Source organism: Jeotgalibacillus marinus (assembly GCF_040801915.1).
GTDB classification, from domain to species: domain Bacteria; phylum Bacillota; class Bacilli; order Bacillales; family Jeotgalibacillaceae; genus Jeotgalibacillus; species Jeotgalibacillus marinus.
Window position 1 is genome coordinate 126,027 of the sequence record NZ_JBFMIA010000006.1, and the last position, 21,176, is coordinate 147,202.

Genomic DNA, 21,176 nt, shown 5'->3' on the forward strand with positions numbered 1-21,176 from the left:
TATCCATATAGGTAAAGCCTGGATCATAGTGATTCAGGTTTTTTCGTGCTGATGAGGACATTTTTAATTTTTAGATGTTCTACAGTTAAACGCTAACCTTCTACAGTGCAGCTCAAATTTGACAGGTACATGAATATTAGATTGCTAATATTGCACCTCTGCTGCAAATAAGGTAGACTGTTCTAGTGAATGTGGAGGTGGTTTTTTTGGATATTGCTCAATTATTGATTTCGATGCTATTATTTTTAGTTTTATTTTTCGGCATCGGATTTTTGTTAAATATGCTACTTAGAATGACCTGGATTATGGCACTTATTTATCCAGTCATCACGATTTTAATTGTGGATGATGTTCGGTTTATCGAGTATTTTCGTTCTCCTGGTGAGTCTTTTGCAGCACTCGGTGATAAATTGACTTCATTAGCTGTTGCAGATCTTTTAATTTTATCAAGTGGTATGGCAGGTGCAATTGTGGCGGGGCTCGTCATGAAATGGTTACGTGCCAATGGTTACCGAATGTTCTAAAGGCTCCCAGTATACGTGGAGCTTTTTTTATTGTCCGTGTATACTGATTTTTTAGTGATACTTACCGTTCGCCTAAAAAATCTTATTTCTCTAAAAATGGAAAACCATAATCTTGTTTTACAAAAATAAGCTTGATAAATTTTCAGTTTGTCATCGTTCACCTTGAAATTTAGATCACATGTACAATCAGGCATATTTGTTCTCATCCCTAAATAAACTGAAAAAAAGAGAGGAGAATGTTCTGATGGAATTAGCTTTAATAATAATTGGGTTTATCTTTTTAGTTGTTATCGCTTTATTTGCTTTACTAACTCTTGGACTATCTTTTAAAAAGGAAAATTGTATTTGTTGCCTCGCTGGAGGTATTTTGCTTGGGGTCACCGCCATCGCAATTGGTGTATTTGATTTTGTTATATTCTTTGCAGATCAGGCGTTAGTACCCATATTCACAAATATAATAGCGGTTGTTTTTCTTCTTATCGCTCTATTTTTATCGCTGCTTATACTATTATCCACGAAAAAGAAAAGAGAATTTTGTTGTCTTGGTAGTGGGATTGCTCTAACAGGCATAGGAATTGGAACCGGGATAATCATAGCAGTGGTCACCTCACTCGATTTCCCTGCCGATCTGATGATTGCTCTCATTTTGTCGATCATTACATTAGCTGTTATCATAATTGTTGCTTTCGTCGTCGTCCTTCTTTCTCTTAAAAAATGTACGGAACTTTGTTGCCTTGGAGGCATCTTTGCTTTGTTGGGCGTTGTAACGGGATTGCCTCTAGCGGGAGGATTTGCATCTTCAGATTTTGAACTCGCTGTAGTAGGTGGGAGTCTGATAGGATTTGTAATAATATTGGGTATATTAGCTTTTTTGGCCACAAAAAGTACTAAAAAGGAATAACAGTTAGTAAGGGTCAACCTTACTGAAAAAATCAGAAGAGAGCTGGAGGTATCTCGATGAAACCTGCCTCCAGCTCTTCTACAATCTAAACATGGTAGATGAATAATGGATAATTAAAAATAGCGGAGCGTGTCAAATAGACGCACTTCGCTATTTTTGTCTAGTTTGAAATAATTTGGGTAACTGGATATCTTCATAAGCTTCGGGGTGAAGGATATTGCCAAGCGTCCAAATCCCTTCAAGTAACCTTGGGGATGGTCGACAATAAAGTGCTTCTTCTAAAATGTGAACTCGATTTTGTATAATTGCATCCAACTTAAGCCAGTTCGGCCGCTTTTTTAAAATCTGAGGTTTGATTTTTTCTTTTTGTACTCCTACCCACGCTAGGCAAATGTGCTCAGGGTTTCGATTGTATACATCTATCCAATCTGTTTGAACACTAGCAAGGTCTACATCTTTAAAAACATTTCTTCCCCCAGCAAGCTCACTCACTTCAGTTAGCCAGTTGATTGAGCCTGGGGTAAATATTGGCTTAGGCCACCATTCCCAGTAGAGCGTTGGCTTATTCTTGATTTCTTTTGAAGCTAAATGAAACTTTGACAATACGGCTTTATAAGTAGTAAGTGTCTTTTCAGCATGTTCCTCGTACCCAACAGCTTTTCCAAGGGTAAGTAAGTCTTCGCCAATTTCTTGTAAGCTTTGAGGGTTCAAAATAATATGTGGGATGTTACGTTTAACAAGTTGTTCAATATTTTTTTCCATACCAGGAACGCTAAGCGACGCTAAAACAAGATCGGGCTTCAATTTTTCTAAAAGATCCATATCAATTGATAAGTCTGGGCCAAGTCGTGGTAAATGACGAATGGATGCTGGCCAATCCGAATAATCATCAATACCAATAAGAAAATGCGTTAACCCTAAATAATGAACCAATTCAGTATTGCTCGGGCAAATTGAAACGAGCTTCAAGAATGAAAACCCCTTTCTCTGTTAAACACGTTTTAAAAATATTGGATGATCAGCGTTAAAATGACTCCTGTCACCCCTCCGAAAAATACTTCAATGGGCTTGTGGCCTAACAGTGTTTTTAATTCTTTTCGCTTTTCTTCATCGTCTTTATTCGTCCAACCTTTTGCTTCATTTACAAATGTATTGAAATCTTTCATTAGTTGATTGATGACTGCTGCTTGCTCTCCAGCTTGAAATCGCACGCCTGTCGCATCAAACATTGTAATGATAGCAAAAACGGTAGCAAGGGCGAACACAGGAGAGGATAATCCGCTTTCCAGTCCAATCCCAGTTGCAAGTGCTGTAACAGCTGCTGAGTGTGAACTTGGCATTCCACCTGTCGACGTAACGAGTGACCAGTCAATTTTTCTTGTTACAATAAATTGAATGGGTACTTTGACCACTTGGGTAAATAAAATAGCGAAAATCGATGCCCAAAGAGGAAAATTTGTGAAAAGTTCCATAAGTGACTGCCCCCTTTCTTATGGCATAAAATGGACATTATTTTCTGTCATTATATCATACATCGTTGACTCAAAACGGTGAGTGAATACATCATATATCGTAATATTTTTTTTTTTCTGTATAATGAAATATGGAGGTGTTTTTTAGATGAAATGGACTATACATAACGAAGATGCATTACAACAAACACATGATTGTCTCGTTGTGGGGCTGTGGAATAAACCATCTAAGTTCGAAGGACTGTTAGGAGATTTAAATGGTCAATTTGATGGAGAATTAACGTCACTCGTCAAAGAGGGAGATCTGTCATCAAAAGTAAAAACCGTAACAAAAATCCCGTCATTAGGGAGAAGCAAAGCAAAACGTATCATCTTTGTTGGGTTAGGAAGAGAGAAAGATTTAACATTTGATGCTTTACGTGAAAGCTTTGGTGTGGCAGGTAAGCTTATAAAGAAAAGCCGCTTTAAGAATATTTCAATTGCGCTTGATACGTTTACTACAGATCGCATTGAAGCAACAGATGTGGCACACGCGTTAACGGAAAGCATCATTCTTTCTACTTACGCATTTGAAGGTTATCGTCAAAAATCAAATGTACCAGAAGTGAACATTGAGTCGCTTGCTGTTTACACGGATATAGATAAAAAAGAAATAAATGCAGCACTAGAAGTGGGACAAGCGTTAGGTGAAGGGACAAACACAGCTCGTACGCTTGTTAATATGCCTTCAAATCTATTAACACCAACTAAAATGGCTGATTATGCACAAGAGCTTGCTGATAGATATGGTTTTGAAGCTGAAATTCTCGGTCTTGAGGAAATGCAATCGATTGGCATGGGTGCGTTGCTTGCCGTCAATCAAGGATCTTCTGAGCAACCAAGAATGATTGTTTTAAAGCACAAAGGAAGAGAAGAATGGACCGATGTTCTTGGTCTAGTCGGTAAAGGAATCACATTTGATACAGGTGGTTACTCTATTAAACCAAAAGATGGAATTGTTGGCATGAAAGCAGATATGGGCGGAGCGGCTGCTGTTCTCGGTACAATGGAGATCATCGGAAAACTACAGCCAGAGCAAAATGTAGTCGCGGTCATCCCAGCGAGTGATAACATGGTCAGTTCGACTGCATTTAAACCAGATGATGTGATCACTTCTCTAAGTGGAAAAACGATAGAGATATTAAATACAGACGCGGAAGGACGCTTGGCTTTAGCAGACGGCGTTACGTATGCTAAACAGCATGGAGCAAACTATATCGTGGACGTAGCAACGCTCACAGGTGGTGTGATCGTGGCGTTAGGGCTTGATAAAACGGGTGCTTTAACAAACAATGAAGAATTATTTGAACAGGTGCTTGAAGCGTCAGCAGAAGCTGGGGAATTCATCTGGCAGCTTCCATATACAGAAGGCGATAAGAAACGCGTGCGCAAAAGCCCGGTAGCTGACCTGAACAATTCACCAGGTCGCGACGGACACGCACTCTTTGCTGGAGCATTTATTGGTGAGTTTACTGAAGGAACACCATGGGTGCACCTAGACATAGCAGGAACTGCAACAACCAAATCAGCGCACAACTTAGGACCAGCTGGAGCAACAGGTGCCATGACGCGTACTCTTGCACTTTTTGTTGAACAATTTTCACCTAATAAATAGAACAATTGATGTTTCGAACTTTTGATATAACGAACAATAAAGTGGAAACTATAAGATCGTAAAATTGACTGCCCAAGAGATTGGCGGTCTATTTTTCTTTCATCCAATGATGGGGATAGAAGCCCTGTAATAAAAAAGTAAAGGCCGATTTCGTATACCTTTCTTAACCATACTATTAAAAGGTTGATATGATACGTGGAAGCGTTCTAGTATGTGGAAAGATGAATTCAACGATTATTGTGGAAAAGTTTAGTCTTGCAGAAACAGGATCATTGCCAAATTTGGTCTTGCCCAAACAGAGAGTTGGTTGACCTAAATGGTGAACTTCGTGAACACTATGTAAAGAGGTGAGAAACACCCCCTCCAAACATCATTGTTACTTTTCGTAGAAAATTATCTGAAAAAATAAAGGGATAGTTCATATTCGGACATTTCTTTACACCATTCAAACCATTTATCACGATTCTCCCAATTATAATCAAATAATGCCATAATAGATGATTTTTCTTCCATTCAATCCCTCTATTCTGTTAAAATATTTATATTAACAGAAAATTCAATAATATACTACCTGTTAAAAGCAGCCAAAGTAAAAAGATTCTATCATTTTGTTGACTCTTTTTTAATGGTTTGTTAATGTTTTAGTACGTTACCTGTTTATCAGACTAAAGAACAAGAGTTCAGATTGGGAGGTTGATTGAGTGAATGCTGTCATTATTGCTGTCTTGCTTATGCTGATTCTAAGTTTGTTTAGAATTAATGTCGTGATTGCTTTGATTGCTGGGGGAATCGTAGGGGGGTTCGTAGGAGGACTTTCTGCTGATGAAATCGTAAATGTATTTTCTGAAGGTGTTGGAGGCGGTGCGAATATTGCCTTGAGTTATGCACTATTGGGTGGATTTGCTGTGGCGATTTCTTATACGGGTCTTCCAAAGCTTTTAGTAGATAGGATTGTAAAAATGGTAAGTAGACGAGGGGAGGCGCGCCAACAAGCATTGCCAAAAGTACTTATCGTATTAGCAATTTTATTTATATCATGTTTGTCACAAAACGTTGTGCCTGTACACATTGCGTTTATCCCGTTGTTAATTCCACCATTATTGTTGGTCATGAATGAACTGCAAATTGATCGTCGTTTAATTGCAACGGTGCTTACGTTTGGTTTAACAGCTCCATATATATTATTACCTTATGGCTTTGGTCAGATTTTTCATGAAACGATTGCAACCAATATGGAATTAAGCGGATTAGCGATAAATCTTAGTGATATTCCAATAGCAATGTTGATTCCGACTGCAGGGATGGTTGTTGGTCTAGCCATTGCCATTTTCTTTAGTTACCGTAAGCCAAGGAAGTATATACAAAAGCCGGTTACTACTATATCCAAAGATGTCCGTAATGAAAAAATGGTTTCTAAAAAAGACTTTACCGTTACAATTATCGCGATCATTGCGGCACTTGTTGTTCAGACAGTTATCGGGTCCATGGTATTTAGTGCGGTTGTAGGTCTTGGTATTTTATTTATCACAGGAACGGTAAAACTACGCGACCAGGATGATTTGATGACGGACGGAATGAAAATGATGGCGTTTATCGGTTTCGTGATGATTGCTGCAAATGGATTTGCTGCGATTCTCATTGCAACAGGTGATATTGAAAATCTTGTGAGTGGAGCAACTTCTGTGATTGGCGATAATAAAGCACTTGCTGCATTGCTTATGCTACTTGTTGGACTCGTTGTAACGATGGGAATTGGCTCTTCATTTGCAACGATTCCGATCATTGCGGTTATTTTTGTTCCACTGGCTCTTCAGTTAGGTTTTAGTCCAATGGCAACAATTGTGTTAATTGGTACGGCAGGAGCGCTTGGTGATGCAGGTTCGCCAGCTTCAGATAGTACGCTCGGGCCAACCGCTGGATTAAATGCAGATGGTCAACACAATCACATTTGGGATACGGTTGTACCTACTTTTGTTCATTATAATATCCCATTAGTTTTATTCGGTTGGATTGCTTCGTTGATCCTATAAAACAAGTAGTAGGCTGAATTCTCATTTGGCGCGTTTGCCCAAGCTCATCGTCCTTTTTCACATATGAATATAAGGAACGAAGAAGGAGGGATCAGAATGCCGCCAAGAGGTTTACGCTACGGTCGACCTGGATACGGAGGTGGTTTTGGTAGGCCAGGTTTTGGCCGACCATTTCGTCCGTACTATCGACCGTTCTACCGACCATATTTTAGGCCGTACTTCCGACCATTTCGACCATTTCGACCATATTATTAACAGCTAGAAATCCACGACTTTATGATATTTATCGATTATGCTTTAAGTGCCCCAGAAGGGTGCTTAAGGCTTTATTATTTTCAAATAGTTTTTTGCTGAATAGATAAAGTTGCTGACCAGATTTGTGCAAGTCATTTTGTGGCTGAATGGTAGAAGTTTTCATGCGGAAATGCAGAATCTCATGCTATCTTTTGTTCTTGATTTTTCTCTATCAACGCTTCAAGATAAAAGAGAGACAAGGGAAAGGGAGTGGGAGAAGCTATGGATTTAGCAAAGATGCAAAATGATCATACCCTATTAAATGCTCTAGGAATTGAAATCGTTTCGATAGAAGAAGGGGAAGTTATTGCAACGATGCCTGTTGATGAGCGCACACGTCAACCTCTTGGTTATTTACATGGTGGAGCTTCAGTTGCGCTAGCGGAGACGGTTGCCAGTTTTGGATCAGTGGCACTCATCAATTTAGATACACATACGTGCTTTGGGCTCGAGATAAATGCCAATCATATTAAAGCAAAAAAAGATGGTATGGTAACAGCAAAAGCGACTACAATTCATCGCGGTCGTACGACAATGGTGTGGGAAATCAAGATTGTAGATGAGCAAGATCAGCTTATTTGTATTTCAAGATGTACCGTTTCTGTCGTTGAAAAAAGATCGTAAATGTTACCCTCATCCTAGAAAAGAATAACTGCAAAAGAAGAGGACTCGATTGACCAGCTAAAGCAAAAAAAGAATCCCGACGACATGTCAGGATTCTTCTTTTTTTGCTTTTTTGTATTCATCATTTCTTGTTTCATAGTGATCTTTTTTCGCAAGGTCATCTTGAATTGATTCATCTGCAAGTTTAACACCAGAGTTATAAGCTGCTCTTGCGATTAAGTGACCGCCAACTGGCGCTGTAATGAGAACAAAGAAAATTGCTATCACGACACGTGAACTGAAGATCCCTTCTTCGGTAAAAAAGAAAATCAACGTTCCAATTAATATACACATGACCCCAAGCGTAGCACTTTTAGAAGCCGCGTGTGTTCGACTATACACATCAGGGAGACGAATAAAGCCAAGCGCTGTTACAACGCTAAAAAATGCCCCCACAAGAACGAAAAATGCAATCACAAAACTACTTATTTCGGTCATGTTGGATAATCTCCCCTTTCTCTAAATATTTGGAGAAAGCAACCGTTGAAATGAAAGCAAGAATTCCAAGAAGAAGGATAACCTCTAAAAATACACTCGTTCGCAACAAAATGGAAACAAGCCCGATGACAGAGATTAAACTGATTCCTATAGAATCAAGAGCTATAACGCGGTCTGGCGTTGTAGGACCTTTAATCACACGATACACAAGGGCGATCATGGATAACACGATAGCGATGAGCGAGATAGATACAACCATTGTTAACATTATCGGCTCACCTCCGTAATTGCTTTTTCAAATCCATCCCTGATCGATGACACCAAATTTTGAACATCTGTGATATGCAATGCATGAATGTATAACGATTGATTATCATCACTGACATCAACAACAAGTGTGCCAGGCGTTAACGTAATGAGCAGAGAGAGTAGTGTTACTTCCCACTTGCTTTTCAGCGCTGTATCATACTTGAAAATGCCAGGTGTAATGTTCATTTTTGGTCTTAAAATAATCGTGAACACTTCCCAGTTTGCTTTAATGAGTTCCCTCGTAAACAAAATCGTTAGCTTTACAACAGCGACCACGCGCCCCATATAAAAACGTGATTGAAAAAATCGTCTCATCGCAAATATAACGAGCATGCCAAGGAAGAACCCAACGATAAAGCCAGATGATGTAAATGATCCACCTAAAAACATCCAAAGAAACGCCAAAAAGAAATTTAATAATAGTTGAAATGCCATATCACATTACTCCTTTAGCACTGCGTCTATATAGATTGCAGGGTTTACGAGTGGTTCTACTGCCTGTGTGATAAACGGTCGAACCGCTTCTGCACCGACTCCGTAAGCGATCGCAATCATAATAAGTGCGGCCGCAGGGATCAACAGACGATAGGCCAGATGAGCTTTTGCCCCGTGATACTCTTTAGGCGTTCCCCAAAAACCATTCGTAAAGATTCTCATTGCAGAATAAAGCACGAGCAAGCTTGAAAGAAGAACTAGTCCAGGGCCAATATAATCTTCTGCAACAAAACCGCCACGTACAATTAACAGTTTACCAACAAATCCACTTAGTGGTGGAATACCTGCAAGTGATAAAGCTGCGATAAAATATGTCCAGCCAAGCCATGGATACTTTTGTATAAGGCCACCCATGTCTTTTAAATGACTCGATCCAACAATGGCAATCATAATTCCAACAAGAAGGAAAAGAGCTGCTTTGATCACCATATCATGTAGAAGGTAAAATACTGCTCCCTCTAATGCATCTGGCGTCATTACAGATACACCGTATAAAATAACACCAACGGCAATGATAATGTTATAAATGATGATCATTTTCACATCACGATACGCAACTGCCCCAATAATACCGACCACGATGGTTAACAGTGATAACACACCTAAAACTGTATGCGTATAGCCTACGTCATGATAGAAAAATAAAGTATACGTTCGCATAATCGAGTAGATCCCGACTTTTGTTAACAAGGCACCGAACAGAGCTAGTACAGGAATCGGTGGCGCGTGATATGAACTAGGTAACCAGAAGTAAAGCGGGAATATAGCACCTTTTAATCCAAATACGAGTAAAAAGAGAATCGCGATAACCGTGACAATTCCAGGTTGATCAATTTCAGCTATTCGCTGTGATACATGCGCCATATTTAGTGTGCCAACAACAGAATAAAGGTACGCTATTGCAGTAACGAAAAGTGCAGAAGATATGACATTGATTAAAACGTACTTGATCGATTCTCGTAACTGAGCTTTTCTCCCACCTAAAACAATGAGTAAATAAGAGGCGATCAAAAACACTTCAAAGAATACAAACAAGTTAAAAATGTCACCTGTTGTGAATGCGCCATTTATTCCGACTAATAGAAATTGAATTCCAATATAGTAGAAAAAACGTTCGTGCTCTTCATCCATGTAATAAATCGAATACCAGATGACAAACAGCGTAATGATACTCGTCGTTAAAACAAGTAGGGCTGATAGCATATCAGAAACGAGCGGGATGCCGTATGGTGCGGGCCAGTCGCCTAAGTTTAACGTTTGAATGCCGTCTTGTTTCACTGTGGCTACTAAAATAATGGAAGCAACAACAGCTCCAATTGAAGCAATAATCGAAATGACTCGCTGTGCTTTAATGCGCTTCGGGAAGAACATTAAAATAACAGCTGTAAGTAATGGAATTAGAATCGGAAGTAAAGGTAAGTTAATCATTCGTTTCAGTACCTCTCATTTGCTCCATATTGTCCGTGCCGAGCTCTTGATACGCTCTATAAGCAAGAACTAAGAAAAACGCTGTTACCCCAAAACTGATAACGATTGCGGTTAACACTAATGCTTGAGGGAGTGGGTCAGTATAAGAATGGACTCCCTCCCTCAAAACAGCAGCTTCACCCGTTTTAAGACCACTCATCGTTAGTAACAATAGATGAGCGCCATGACTTAAAAGAGCTGTGCCAATGATAATACGCAATAAGCTTTTTGATAAAATCAAATACATTGCACTCGAAAAAAGTATACCGATTACAATTGACATAAGAATCTCCATTATTCACTCTCCCCTATCGTCTGAATAATGGTCATTGTTACACCTATTACGACTAGGTACACCCCAATTTCAAAGAAAACAGCTGTGTGAAGAGAGGTTTTTCCTAAAATAGGAAGAGTGAAATAGTCGAAAGCATGTGTTAAAAAAGGTTTGTTGAATAACAATGCACCAGTTGCGGTTAAAACGGACATCAACAATCCTGCTGCAGTCATGATTTTAAAATCAAAAGGCAGGATCGCCTTTAATGTTTTTATATCGTAAGCAAGCAACAACAAAACGAGCGCTGCAGAGGTTATCAATGCTCCGACAAAGCCTCCGCCAGGTTCATAGTGACCAGCAAAGAAAAGGTGAAGAGCAAACAAAATAATCATAAAAGAGATAACCGACGTGACAGTTTGTAAAATTACATCGTTTGTCTTTTTCATTTCTTTTCCTCCCTTGGTCCGCGGAATCGGATCATCGCGTAAATACCCAAGCCTGCGACGCCAAGTACACATATTTCAAATAGTGTGTCAAAGCCACGGAAGTCAACTAAAATAACGTTGACCATATTACCTCCGGCTGCTAAGTCATACACATTATCAATATGGTATTGAGAAATCGAATCAAATGATCGACTGCTAAAGGAAGATATCGAAATTAACGTTATTGTTAGTCCGACCAGCATAGATAAAAAAGCATTTCCAAATCGGAATCGCATTCTTTCTTCTTTTCTGCTGATCTCAGGTAAATGATAAAAGCAAAGTAAGAATAACGCGACAGTAACGGTTTCAATAACTAGTTGTGTCAGTGCTAAGTCAGGCGCTCTAAATAGGACGAAAAATAGCGCAACTGAGTAGCCAACAACACCAAGTGCAATGATTGAGGTTAAACGTGACTTAACGAATAAGATAGTTACTGCCCCAGCAATCATGACAAGAGCGAGCACAACTTCATATGCTTTAATTTCAGCAAGGTTTGAAGTATCAATTGAAAAACCATCTTTGATGATGAGTGTAGAAAGTAAGATCGCAACAAAAAATGAGAAAATGTACACTAAATACGTTCTCATAAACCCTGACATAACACCGTTTGTTAAACGATAACCGCCCGACTCACTTCTAGACAAGCTTCTATCATACATTCCATTTAACGTAAATCGTTCAGGTATTCTGTTATAAATCTTTTGCCATTTAGCAAGCGTTGAATACAGGACGATCCCTGTCAAAATAATTCCTAATGTCATAAACAATTCTGGCGTAAAGCCGTGCCAAAAGTAAATATTAACATCAACTGTTTGGCCAGATGCAACTAAGCTAGGTAAAATTGCCTCAACAGCAGGTTTAATCATAGTATTTGACAATAAGTTCGGGAAAAAACCAAAGACGACCACTAGGGTAACTAGAATAATTGGTGAAATCAACATACCAATTGGTGCTTCATGCGGTTTTTTCGGAAGCTTATCGAATTGAGGCTTTCCTAAAAATGTTTTAAAGACAAGCTTGATACTGTAAATAAACGTGAACACACTTGCGACCCATGCAAGAACAGGGAATAGCACACCCCATGTGCTTAGATTGAAAAGGTCCAACTCAAAAACGGAGATCATCCCAGTTAAGAACATTTCTTTACTTAGGAAACCGTTAAACGGGGGAAGACCCGCCATCGAAAAAGAACCAATTATCGCAATGGTAAAGGTAATTGGCATTAAATTTACGAGGCCACCGAGTTTTCTAATATCTCGTGTACCTGTCTCATGATCGACAATTCCTGCCATCATGAACAAACTTCCTTTAAAGGTTGCGTGGTTAATCAAATGGAACACAGCAGCAATTGTAGCAATCATATAAACATTGTCATCAAGTTGGTCGTAATGAAGTGCCGCAGCACCTAATCCAAGTAATGACATGATTAATCCGAGCTGACTGATCGTTGAATAAGCAAGTATCGCTTTTAAATCAGTTTGTTTGACTGCATTGAAGGATCCCCAGAACAACGTGAATATTCCAAAAGCAGCAACTAACCAAAGCCATAGTCCTGATTCTGCAAAAACTGGACTCATACGAGCAACCAAATAAATACCCGCTTTTACCATCGTTGCAGAGTGAAGGTAGGCACTAACTGGAGTAGGTGCTTCCATCGCATCAGGTAACCAAATGTGAAACGGAAACTGAGCTGATTTTGTAAACGCACCAAGTAAAATTAAGATTAATGCCGGAATAAACAAGGGTTCAGTAATAAGCGTTGTAGACATACCGATAAGTTCTTGGATGCTAAACGTATTACCCATAATGTACAGAAGCACAATCCCACCGAGCATAGAAAGTCCACCAAAAACGGTAATCAGCATTGATTTTTGAGCGCCATAACGTGAACGCTCGCGATCATACCAATAACCGATCAAAAGAAAAGAAGAAATGGACGTAAACTCCCAGAACATATACAACACAATTAAGTTATCTGAAAGAACGACACCAAGCATTGCACCCATAAACATCAATAAATAAACATAGAAGTTATGAAGGGCTTCTTTCTCTTTTGCTAAATAGTAAATGGAGTACAAAACCACGAGTGAACCAATTCCCGTAATGAGAAGGGCGAATAATAACCCTAACCCGTCCAAGTGAGCGATAAAGTTAATCCCAAGAGATGGAATCCACTCAACGGTTTTGGTAACAGTTTGCCCATCTCTTGTGAGGGGCATGAACTGAATAAAGTAAATAAACAAAGTGAGTGGCACAAGTAAAACGAACCATCCTGTATGAATATTTCGGAATCCCTTAAAGAGAAAAGGGATAAAGACTGCCGATAAGAAAGGCAGTACGATGGCAAGGTGAAGCAGCGACAACGAAATCCCTCCTTTAACATACATCACAATCACATTATGCTTTTTGAGTGAATAAGCATACTAACACATTTAAATAAGGACCACGTGTATATGCAGTGTTTGTTCTGCATAAGCAGTCCTTTGTGACTTGACCTCTATATTTACGCGTAAAGAAAGTATAACGTAAAAAAACAAAGTTTGCATCTTAGAAACCCACGACATCCGTTGATTTTTCATGCTTTATATATATGAAGAAAGAGGTGATAAAAAAATTTTAAATTATGTAATTTTGTCGAAAATTGTAGGTTATTCCCGGCGGTATTCGTGTGATTTCTTCAAAAATACTTTTCTTTATTTTAGGAAACTCTTATCATGGAAGAGAATGGTTAGAGATTAAGTGTAAATTTAGGAGAGTAATTGATGAAAAACACTTAACAGGATATCTACTGTTCCGGAAATGATTGTGTCACGTCAATGCTTTTCGCTAGTGTATCGTTAACTGCAGATACAGTTTGAATTTCTTTAATCGCGCCTATCCATAATAAAATACACAAAGGAAGCAATAAACCTACAGTGATATAACCTATTGTCATTCTCATCTTTTTCACTCGTTCCTTATAAACTAACCTAATGTTTCTTCAAGAACCTTTATTTGTCTTCGGCTCCACCAAAGTAAACCAAATGCACACAGAAATAATGCACCCGTTACATAAAAAACGGCGGAAATTCCGATAAAACCAGAAACGATTCCTCCGAAAGTTGGTCCAATCACATTACCTAAAAACCGAAAACTTTGATTATATCCTAGGACCTCACCTTGCATAGAAACCGGTGCCGAAAGCCGGATAAAGGCTGTAACACAGGGAATAATCCCTCCAATCGCTATACCAAAAAGAAAGCGTAAAATGATAAGCTGCCAAAGTTCTGTGACAAGGGCTTGCGGAATGATAAATAATGCGGACAAAATCAAGAGGAATGTCAGTACCTTTTCATAGCCAATGGCATCTCCAATTCGCCCCCAAGAACGAGTCGCTATTAAATTCCCAAAACCAGTTGCAGAAAAAGCAAGTCCGGATAGGAAGGCAATATTAGCAGCAGAGGTCAAACTATCGACATACAACGCAAGTAGTGGTTGTATGCTAAAATTTGCCATCTGTACGAGGAATGATAACATCATCACTGTCCATAACAGACGTTGACCTGAAATGTGTTGAAGTACTTGTTTCCTTGTATACGAATCCCTACCTTGTTTATCTACCGAATCCCTTTTTTCTGAAATGCCAATCATTACGACTGTCGCAGCAATTGTAATAGATGTAGCTGTGATGAGAAATGTATAACTAAATCCGACCGAATCAGCCAATAACCCACCGATTAATGGTCCGAACAAACCTCCACTAACTGTTCCCATTTGTAACGTGCCAAGTGTTCGACCTGCAATATGTCGAGGGGTCTGAGAAGATATTAAGGCAAGTGAAGTAGGAATAAAACCGGTTACTATACCCATAAACATACGAAGAATAAAGAGTCCTTCAACCGATTTAATAAAGCCCATAAAAAAAATAGACAAAGCAATCCCGTAGCCTGTGATCAGCAAAATTGGTTTATAGCCAAATCGATCCCCAACGCGTCCCCATATAGGTGACACTAAAAAGGCTGTTAAAAACGTAACACCAAATACGAGACCAGACCATTTCTGTACATATTGATCAGAAAAATTTCCCATCGTTTCAATGTATAAAGACAAAAAGGGTAAGATCATCGTTGTACTCGCAGAGACTAAAAAATTTGCAATCCACATAATAATTAAATTTTTCTTTTCAATCGGAATGATAGACACCTTCTTTTACAAGAATCACTGATTTTTCCGTAGAGATAAAAAGTTTATCGTTAGATTATTTATCGTCCAGCTCTGTACAGTCAGCCTTCTGAGTAAGTGTTTCGAGTGCTGTAGTAATAAAATGCCCTTCTCAAATCGCCTCCTAATTGTGGGGCTGACAAACGGCTTATGCTTTTATTGCTTCGCTTTCCTAAATAATTATACAGGATAGATTTTTGAGCGCAACAGCAGGAGAAAAGGATCAATATTTGTCGCAAGAAAATTCAGACTCCTCTCCCTCCTATTTCGTTTTGCATGGTATAATAAACGATAATATGAAAATCTGAGACTTGTTTTTATAGGAAAAAATAATTACTTTTATTCAGCTTCTCGATGTGCCTAAACTGCATGAACTGCTGACGCTTTTGATTAAGAAGGGAAGTGACTATGTGAGAGGAAAAGAAAAAAAGCTGATCTTCATTGATTTTGAATTTTCGATGCCTGATGGTCGTGGGCCAAAAGGATTCTTTCCTGAGATCATTGAAGTCGGGCTCGTTTGTGTAGAGAGTGCTAAAACGAGTCAATATTCCAGCTACGTTAAACCAAGAGTTTTTAAACGGTTATCAAGGCGCTGCCGTTCCTTTTTAAGCATTAAACAAGAAAATGTGGATAGTGGTATTACGCTTACGGCACTCGTTAAACATTTATCGAATTTTAATAATGATGGAAGTAATATTGTCGTTACGTGGGGCAATATGGACATGAAGGTGTTGAAGCAAAACTGCGATCGTGCAGGCTTAACCTTTCCTTTTAGCGGAGAATTCATTGATTTATCAATGGAATATAAACGATTTTTTGGTGATCGTAACCAAACAGGTCTGTGGAAGGCCGTACAGGAATATGGAAAGGACGGTGTTGGCAATCATCATAAGGCACTCGATGATGCTATGACGACGTACCATATCTATCAACTTGTTGAAAAGGACAAGCGTTATTTAGATAAAGCTGAACCCACTACAATTGGTGACAGGATTGATTTGGCTAAATTACAAGATTTATTAGTGCAATAAGACTTAGGGAAGAAAGCGATCATTACGTTGATCGCTTTCGAGCCTGAACGCCAGCTTCCACTTTTATATAATCCAGCTCCAGCAGGCAGGCCCTCGGGTCGTAAGTGATCCGACTGCGGTGGTAAAGAACGCCCTCCTCGCCGGTTCCCTTACGCCTGTCGAGCCTAAACGCCAGCTTCCACTTTTATTACTTAAAAGTTATGGAGTACATCAGTTCGTATTCTTTTTTGACGCCTTGGAGTGCGGCTTTGCTTTTTTCGTTAAAAGGATTTGGCTTGCTGGTAAGGTCCTTTTGTAGATCGTTCACAGTCGACTTGAGACTATCAAAATAGTCACCTACTTGTCCGTCAAATGATTTTATCATACTATAAGGAATGTTGGCTCTTTCATTAAAGGACAGGGCTTTTCTTTCATGAAAAAGAGGAACATCTACTTCGTTTGGATGGTGGAGATCCCCTTGCCTTGGATGCTTAGTCACCTCTTTAATTTGTACGACTGCATGAGAACCTTTATCTTCTGTCACCTGAGCTATGTATGCACCGGTTTTATAAAACGCTCTCACGAATTGCCCGTTTTCGAATATTGTCATAGTGTTGACTCCTTTCTATTGCTTTCTTTCATTGTAAAGGAAATGAATGATTTTTTGTTGTATTTGAGGTAAAGTAATTGTGGAGGCGAGACAAATGAAAATAAGATTGATGAGTCTATTATTACTACTGATTCTAGTTTTAGCCGCTTGTGGAAGCACGAATGATGGAGTTTCTTCAGGTGAAAATGAAGATGATAAAGAACCACCTGTAGAAGACGAAGTGGATAATGAGGCAACAGATGAGGAACAACCAACAGTGTTTCCCCAACTCTCAACTGAGGTAGGAGAAAACGAACCTGTTGTTGAAATGACAACGAATATGGGTGTTATTAAAATTAAATTGTTCCCTGAGTATGCGCCTAAGGCTGTAGAAAACTTCTTAACGCATAGCAAAGATGGATATTATGATGGGGTAACGTTTCACCGAGTAATAAATGATTTCATGATTCAAGGTGGAGACCCAACCGGCACTGGCGAAGGTGGGGAAAGTATTTATGGAAAAGCCTTTGAAGATGAGTTTTCACGATCGTTAGTTAACCTTCGAGGAGCTTTATCTATGGCCAACTATGGAGAAAATACAAATGGTAGTCAATTTTTTATCGTTCAAAACAAAGTGGTTAATGACTCACAGCTAAGCGATGAATTACCTGAAGAAATTATAGAAGCGTATAAAGAAAATGGTGGAACGCCTTTGCTTGATTTTAAACATACGGTGTTTGGACAAGTGATTGAAGGGCTAGAAGTCGTTGACGAAATTGCTGCAGTAAATGTTGACTCATTAGATAAACCTGATGAAGACGTCATTATTGAAAAGATCGAAGTCATTCAAGAGTAATGGATTGAAAGGGAGGGACTGCTATTTAGTGGTCTCTTTTTACATTGTTGAGGGGGAAAGTAAATGTCTCATGACACACAGCTAAATCGTTATGCTGAACTTGCGGTAAAAGTTGGAGTTAATGTGCAACAAGGACAATATTTATGGATTTCAGCGCCTGTTGGTACCGAGAATTTCGTACGAAAAGTAGTAAGAAACGCTTATGAAGAGGGTGCATCTAATGTGCATGTTCAATGGCATGATGAAGTAGTTACACGCACACATTATGAAAGAGCACCTGAAGAAGCATTTAACCATTTCCCTTCCTGGCTCGTTCAAGCACATGATGACCTTGTCGAAAAGAATGGAGCGATTTTGCAAATAGAAGCGGAAGATCCAGATTTATTAAAAGGGATCTCCTCTGATCGCGTAACTACTTTTGCAAAAGTGAAGGGCGAGGCGTTAGATGCTTTTTATGGAGCGATTGAAACCGATCGAATTAGCTGGTCAATTTTAGCCGTTCCGTCACAAAAATGGGCGGATAAAGTGTTTCCAGAGCTTCCTGAAGAAAGTCGCATGAAGAAGCTTTGGAATACAATTTTTAAAACAGTCAGATTAGAGCATGAAGATCCTGTTGCTGAGTGGAAACAGCACATAGAAAGACTTCAAGCACGTGCGCTTGCATTAACAGAGAAAAAATTTACAAAGCTTCATTATCGGGGGCCAGGAACCGATATTACGGTAGCACTTCCTGAAGATCACATATGGTTGACAGGAAGTAGTAAAAATCAAGCGGGTGCAGCGTTTATCGCTAATATGCCAACAGAAGAAGTGTACACAGTTCCTCATAGGCTAGGGGTGGATGGCTATGTTTCGAACACTAAACCTTTAGCATACCAAGGGAATATAATCGATCAGTTCACGTTAACATTTAAAGAGGGACAAATTGTTAATGTAAAAGCTGAGGTAGGACAAGAGCTTTTAGAGAAAATCGTGGCAATGGATGATGGCTCGTGTTATTTAGGGGAAATCGCACTCGTTCCACATGAGTCACCAATATCAAGCTCTGGTATCTTATTTTTCAATACTTTATTTGACGAAAATGCATCAAATCATTTTGCCATTGGCTCTTGCTACCCTACTTGTGTAAAGGGTGGAGATGAAATGAATGATTTGGAGCGAGAAGTACATGGGTTAAATGATAGTGTTGTGCATGAAGACTTTATGATTGGGTCAGCAGAAATGGACATTGACGGGATTCATGAAAATGGGACGGTTGAACCAATCTTTCGTAAAGGCAACTGGGCTTTTTAAACGGGAAGATAGCTCTTTAAGGCATCAATGACACAACAGGTTAGGTCAAAGCGCCTTCGGTCCAGTGCTCCTTATGATTGCCTGAGCTAACGAGTCTCTTCTACTTTAGACACGAAACTTTCACCACGGGTTAGTGGTATGGTGTTCTATCGCTTGTTATAATGAAGCCAGACATGCAGTGAAAGGGTGACTTTAGCATGAACGGCTGGTTTATATTAAATTTGTTTTTATATTTCCCAGAAGATAAGTCTGAATATATTCCCGCGGCATTTTGGATGTTGCTATTTCTTGTGTTTACAATTTACACATTTCGTTGGATTGTGCGTGTATCTAAGAAACAAGAAGAACAGACACGAGAAATGGCAGAAGAGGTTACACGTAAGCGACAGAAACAAAACTCGTAACTATTTCCTAGGAAATAAACTAAGTATACGATAAGAACCGACGATCGAACTTTCTTTAAGAGAGTTCGGTCGTCGGTTTTTTAAATTCTTTTTGTCGAAATTGCGTTTCTCATTTTTTCGAGTGATTCTTGTCCGCTAGAATTCAGTGTGCGCATAATGCTAACATACAACACGTCAATGTAACTGAGCTGCGCAATTCGAGAAGAAAGTGCTTCAGATCGATAATCTGTTTCATCCGAAATCGTGTAGAGTGGGATGTCCACTTGCTTGCTTAAAGGTGATTTCGCCAAATTTGTTATGGCGATTGTTTTCGCACCAGTGTCCTTGGCGATCTGACAAATTTTAAGCACGTCTTTTGTTGATCCAGAGTGAGAAATAAAAACGGCACAATCCTCTGGACTAAGCTGAGAAGCGCTCATAAGTTGGATGTGAGAATCAGTTGGAGCTGATACGTTCAAACCAGTCCGGATAAATTTATGATAAGCATCCATTGCTAAGATATACGAACCGCCACTTCCATAAAATTCAATTTTACGCGCGTTAATCATCACTTGCGTGACTTTATTAATTTCCTCGGCATCAAGAATTTGCATCGTATCTTCAAGTGTCTTCATATTCGAACGAAAAACTTTTTCCGCTAGGCTTTTTGTGTCATCATCCTCTGTCACTGCGTCGTGAATATTTTTAAGAGGGGTAACGACTTCTGATGCTAGAGAGATTTTCATTGCTTGGTATCCTGTGAATCCGATTCTTTTACAAAAACGAAAGACCGTCGAATCTGCCACTTCAAGTTCTTCGGCGAATTGTGTAATGGTTAAATGGATGATGTGTTTTGGATCTTTTAAAATGAAATCTGCAATTTTCCGATCTTTTTCACTGAAGCTTGGATACAGTGACCTAATTTTTGTTAAGCACAAATGATTGACTATTTTCATAGGAAATTCCCCTGACTCTTTTTCTCTTTATTATAAGAGAAAAAAATTCCTGTTGAAAGCGATTGCAAAAGAAATATTTTTCTTTATAATGATGATATGAATAAAAATATGTCGAATTATCGAAGCATTGATTACATCATTTACAGAAAAAAGAATTTTATGGATGATGGTGCCTGCGGGAGAAGCATCGGAAACAGTGTTTCAAACGTTATTAGAGAAAACAAATGAAAACGATATCATTATTGATGGAGGAAATGCTCACTATAAGGATTCAATTCGCAGAGCCAGTTTAGCAAAAGAAAAAGGCGTCTTCTTCTTCGATTGTGGAACGAGTGGAGGTACAGAAGGTGCACTAAATGGTGCTTGTATGATGATAGGCGGAGACGAAGGAGCGTTTAAAGAAATCGAACCGCTATTCCAAGATATTACGGTGGAAAACGGTTATCTGCATACAGGACCAGCTGGAAGTGGCCATTATTTAAAAATGGTTCACAACGGCATTGAATACGGCATGATGCAGTCTATTGCTGAAGGGTTTGAAGTATTGGATAAAAGTCCTTTTCCTTATAACTTTAAAGAGGTGGCGGGTGTGTTCAATAATGGTTCCGTTATTCGTTCTTGGTTAATGGAGTTAACACAATCAGCTTTTTCAAAAGATGATAACTTATCTTCTATTAAAGGTGTTATGCATTCATCGGGTGAGGGGAAGTGGACGGTTGAAGAAGCATTAAATCTTCAAGCGGCTACACCAATTATTGCGCTGTCACTTATGATGCGTTATCGCTCACTTGACAACGATACATTCTCAGGCAAAGTTGTTGCTGCATTACGAAATGAATTCGGCGGACATGCTGTTGAAAAGAGTGAATAGGAGGTTACGAAA

Annotated in this window: 23 protein-coding genes and 1 pseudogene; 11 read left to right on the forward strand and 13 right to left on the reverse strand. The window is 39.1% G+C overall.

Annotated elements, in window-relative coordinates; genetic code table 11:
- Nucleotides 1–206 precede the first annotated feature (206 nt).
- The gene (locus tag AB1471_RS09265; protein ID WP_367779475.1) at nt 207–524 is read left to right on the forward strand and encodes a YuiB family protein; all 318 of its coding nucleotides are present in this window, start codon (nt 207–209) and stop codon (nt 522–524) included.
- Between the two features lie 244 nt (nt 525–768).
- Entirely contained in the window at nt 769–1,425 is a 657-nt protein-coding gene (locus tag AB1471_RS09270) for a hypothetical protein (protein WP_367779476.1), read from the forward strand.
- 150 nt (nt 1,426–1,575) lie between these two features.
- On the opposite strand, the gene AB1471_RS09275 is transcribed toward AB1471_RS09270, so the two are convergent.
- Together AB1471_RS09275 and AB1471_RS09280 are read right to left on the reverse strand one after the other, a co-directional pair.
- Nucleotides 1,576–2,394, reverse strand: a complete 819-nt coding sequence (locus tag AB1471_RS09275) for a cobalamin-binding protein (RefSeq protein WP_367779477.1) — start codon at nt 2,392–2,394, stop codon at nt 1,576–1,578.
- Nucleotides 2,395–2,426: 32 nt separating this feature from the next.
- The gene (locus tag AB1471_RS09280) at nt 2,427–2,897 is read right to left on the reverse strand and encodes a divergent PAP2 family protein (RefSeq protein WP_367779478.1); all 471 of its coding nucleotides are present in this window, start codon (nt 2,895–2,897) and stop codon (nt 2,427–2,429) included.
- Nucleotides 2,898–3,045: 148 nt separating this feature from the next.
- On the opposite strand from AB1471_RS09280, the gene AB1471_RS09285 reads away from it, so the two are divergent.
- The 4 genes from AB1471_RS09285 (at nt 3,046) to AB1471_RS09300 (ending at nt 7,499) form a co-directional block, all read left to right on the forward strand.
- The gene (locus AB1471_RS09285; RefSeq protein ID WP_367779479.1) at nt 3,046–4,551 is read left to right on the forward strand and encodes a leucyl aminopeptidase; all 1,506 of its coding nucleotides are present in this window, start codon (nt 3,046–3,048) and stop codon (nt 4,549–4,551) included.
- A gap of 701 nt (nt 4,552–5,252) precedes the next feature.
- On the forward strand, nt 5,253–6,581 hold the full coding sequence (locus AB1471_RS09290) for a Na+/H+ antiporter family protein (RefSeq protein WP_367779480.1): 1,329 nt from the start codon (nt 5,253–5,255) through the stop codon (nt 6,579–6,581).
- Nucleotides 6,582–6,677: 96 nt separating this feature from the next.
- Nucleotides 6,678–6,836, forward strand: coding sequence for a hypothetical protein (locus AB1471_RS09295; protein ID WP_367779481.1), 159 nt, complete (start codon nt 6,678–6,680; stop codon nt 6,834–6,836).
- Between the two features lie 276 nt (nt 6,837–7,112).
- Nucleotides 7,113–7,499: a hotdog fold thioesterase gene (locus tag AB1471_RS09300; RefSeq protein ID WP_367779521.1), complete on the forward strand. Its 387-nt coding sequence runs from the start codon at nt 7,113–7,115 to the stop codon at nt 7,497–7,499.
- Between the two features lie 87 nt (nt 7,500–7,586).
- Here AB1471_RS09300 and mnhG read toward each other — a convergent pair whose 3' ends face one another.
- The 9 genes from mnhG to AB1471_RS09345 form a co-directional block, all read right to left on the reverse strand.
- The gene (gene mnhG / locus AB1471_RS09305; protein ID WP_367779482.1) at nt 7,587–7,976 is read right to left on the reverse strand and encodes a monovalent cation/H(+) antiporter subunit G; all 390 of its coding nucleotides are present in this window, start codon (nt 7,974–7,976) and stop codon (nt 7,587–7,589) included.
- Nucleotides 7,960–8,244, reverse strand: a complete 285-nt coding sequence (locus AB1471_RS09310; RefSeq protein WP_367779483.1) for a Na(+)/H(+) antiporter subunit F1 — start codon at nt 8,242–8,244, stop codon at nt 7,960–7,962. Before AB1471_RS09310 ends, mnhG begins: the two co-directional genes overlap by 17 nt.
- On the reverse strand, nt 8,244–8,720 hold the full coding sequence (locus tag AB1471_RS09315; RefSeq protein ID WP_367779484.1) for a Na+/H+ antiporter subunit E: 477 nt from the start codon (nt 8,718–8,720) through the stop codon (nt 8,244–8,246). The genes AB1471_RS09310 and AB1471_RS09315 overlap by 1 nt, the downstream gene beginning before the upstream one ends.
- A gap of 6 nt (nt 8,721–8,726) precedes the next feature.
- Nucleotides 8,727–10,208: a Na+/H+ antiporter subunit D gene (locus tag AB1471_RS09320; protein WP_367779485.1), complete on the reverse strand. Its 1,482-nt coding sequence runs from the start codon at nt 10,206–10,208 to the stop codon at nt 8,727–8,729.
- Nucleotides 10,201–10,542, reverse strand: coding sequence for a Na(+)/H(+) antiporter subunit C (locus AB1471_RS09325; protein WP_367779486.1), 342 nt, complete (start codon nt 10,540–10,542; stop codon nt 10,201–10,203). Before AB1471_RS09325 ends, AB1471_RS09320 begins: the two co-directional genes overlap by 8 nt.
- On the reverse strand, nt 10,542–10,967 hold the full coding sequence (locus AB1471_RS09330) for a Na(+)/H(+) antiporter subunit B (RefSeq protein WP_367779487.1): 426 nt from the start codon (nt 10,965–10,967) through the stop codon (nt 10,542–10,544). The genes AB1471_RS09325 and AB1471_RS09330 overlap by 1 nt, the downstream gene beginning before the upstream one ends.
- Nucleotides 10,964–13,369, reverse strand: coding sequence for a Na+/H+ antiporter subunit A (locus AB1471_RS09335; protein ID WP_367779488.1), 2,406 nt, complete (start codon nt 13,367–13,369; stop codon nt 10,964–10,966). Before AB1471_RS09335 ends, AB1471_RS09330 begins: the two co-directional genes overlap by 4 nt.
- Before the next feature lie 422 nt (nt 13,370–13,791).
- A complete protein-coding gene (locus AB1471_RS09340; protein ID WP_367779489.1) occupies nt 13,792–13,947 on the reverse strand; it encodes a hypothetical protein in 156 nt (51 codons plus the stop codon).
- A gap of 23 nt (nt 13,948–13,970) precedes the next feature.
- Entirely contained in the window at nt 13,971–15,179 is a 1,209-nt protein-coding gene (locus AB1471_RS09345; RefSeq protein ID WP_367779522.1) for an MFS transporter, read from the reverse strand.
- Between the two features lie 485 nt (nt 15,180–15,664).
- On the opposite strand from AB1471_RS09345, the gene kapD reads away from it, so the two are divergent.
- Nucleotides 15,665–16,237: a 3'-5' exonuclease KapD gene (kapD, locus tag AB1471_RS09350; RefSeq protein WP_437342353.1), complete on the forward strand. Its 573-nt coding sequence runs from the start codon at nt 15,665–15,667 to the stop codon at nt 16,235–16,237.
- A gap of 187 nt (nt 16,238–16,424) precedes the next feature.
- Here kapD and kapB read toward each other — a convergent pair whose 3' ends face one another.
- Complete coding sequence (gene kapB / locus AB1471_RS09355) at nt 16,425–16,826, reverse strand: kinase-associated lipoprotein KapB (protein WP_367779491.1); 402 nt, start codon at nt 16,824–16,826, stop codon at nt 16,425–16,427.
- 94 nt (nt 16,827–16,920) lie between these two features.
- Here kapB and AB1471_RS09360 point away from each other — a divergent pair, with 94 nt between their 5' ends.
- From AB1471_RS09360 to AB1471_RS09370, 3 genes are all read left to right on the forward strand, one after another.
- Nucleotides 16,921–17,661: a peptidylprolyl isomerase gene (locus tag AB1471_RS09360; protein WP_367779492.1), complete on the forward strand. Its 741-nt coding sequence runs from the start codon at nt 16,921–16,923 to the stop codon at nt 17,659–17,661.
- A gap of 63 nt (nt 17,662–17,724) precedes the next feature.
- Entirely contained in the window at nt 17,725–18,954 is a 1,230-nt protein-coding gene (locus AB1471_RS09365) for an aminopeptidase (protein WP_367779493.1), read from the forward strand.
- Nucleotides 18,955–19,151: 197 nt separating this feature from the next.
- Nucleotides 19,152–19,358, forward strand: coding sequence for a hypothetical protein (locus tag AB1471_RS09370; protein WP_367779494.1), 207 nt, complete (start codon nt 19,152–19,154; stop codon nt 19,356–19,358).
- Nucleotides 19,359–19,438: 80 nt separating this feature from the next.
- Here the strand turns inward: AB1471_RS09370 and AB1471_RS09375 are convergent, their stop codons facing one another.
- Nucleotides 19,439–20,293 (reverse strand): MurR/RpiR family transcriptional regulator, encoded by an 855-nt coding sequence (locus tag AB1471_RS09375; protein WP_367779495.1) that lies wholly within the window; start codon nt 20,291–20,293, stop codon nt 19,439–19,441.
- Between the two features lie 118 nt (nt 20,294–20,411).
- On the opposite strand from AB1471_RS09375, the pseudogene gnd reads away from it, so the two are divergent.
- Nucleotides 20,412–21,164 (forward strand): annotated as a pseudogene (gnd, locus tag AB1471_RS09380) (phosphogluconate dehydrogenase (NAD(+)-dependent, decarboxylating)); the annotation flags it as partial.
- Nucleotides 21,165–21,176: the final 12 nt, after the last annotated feature.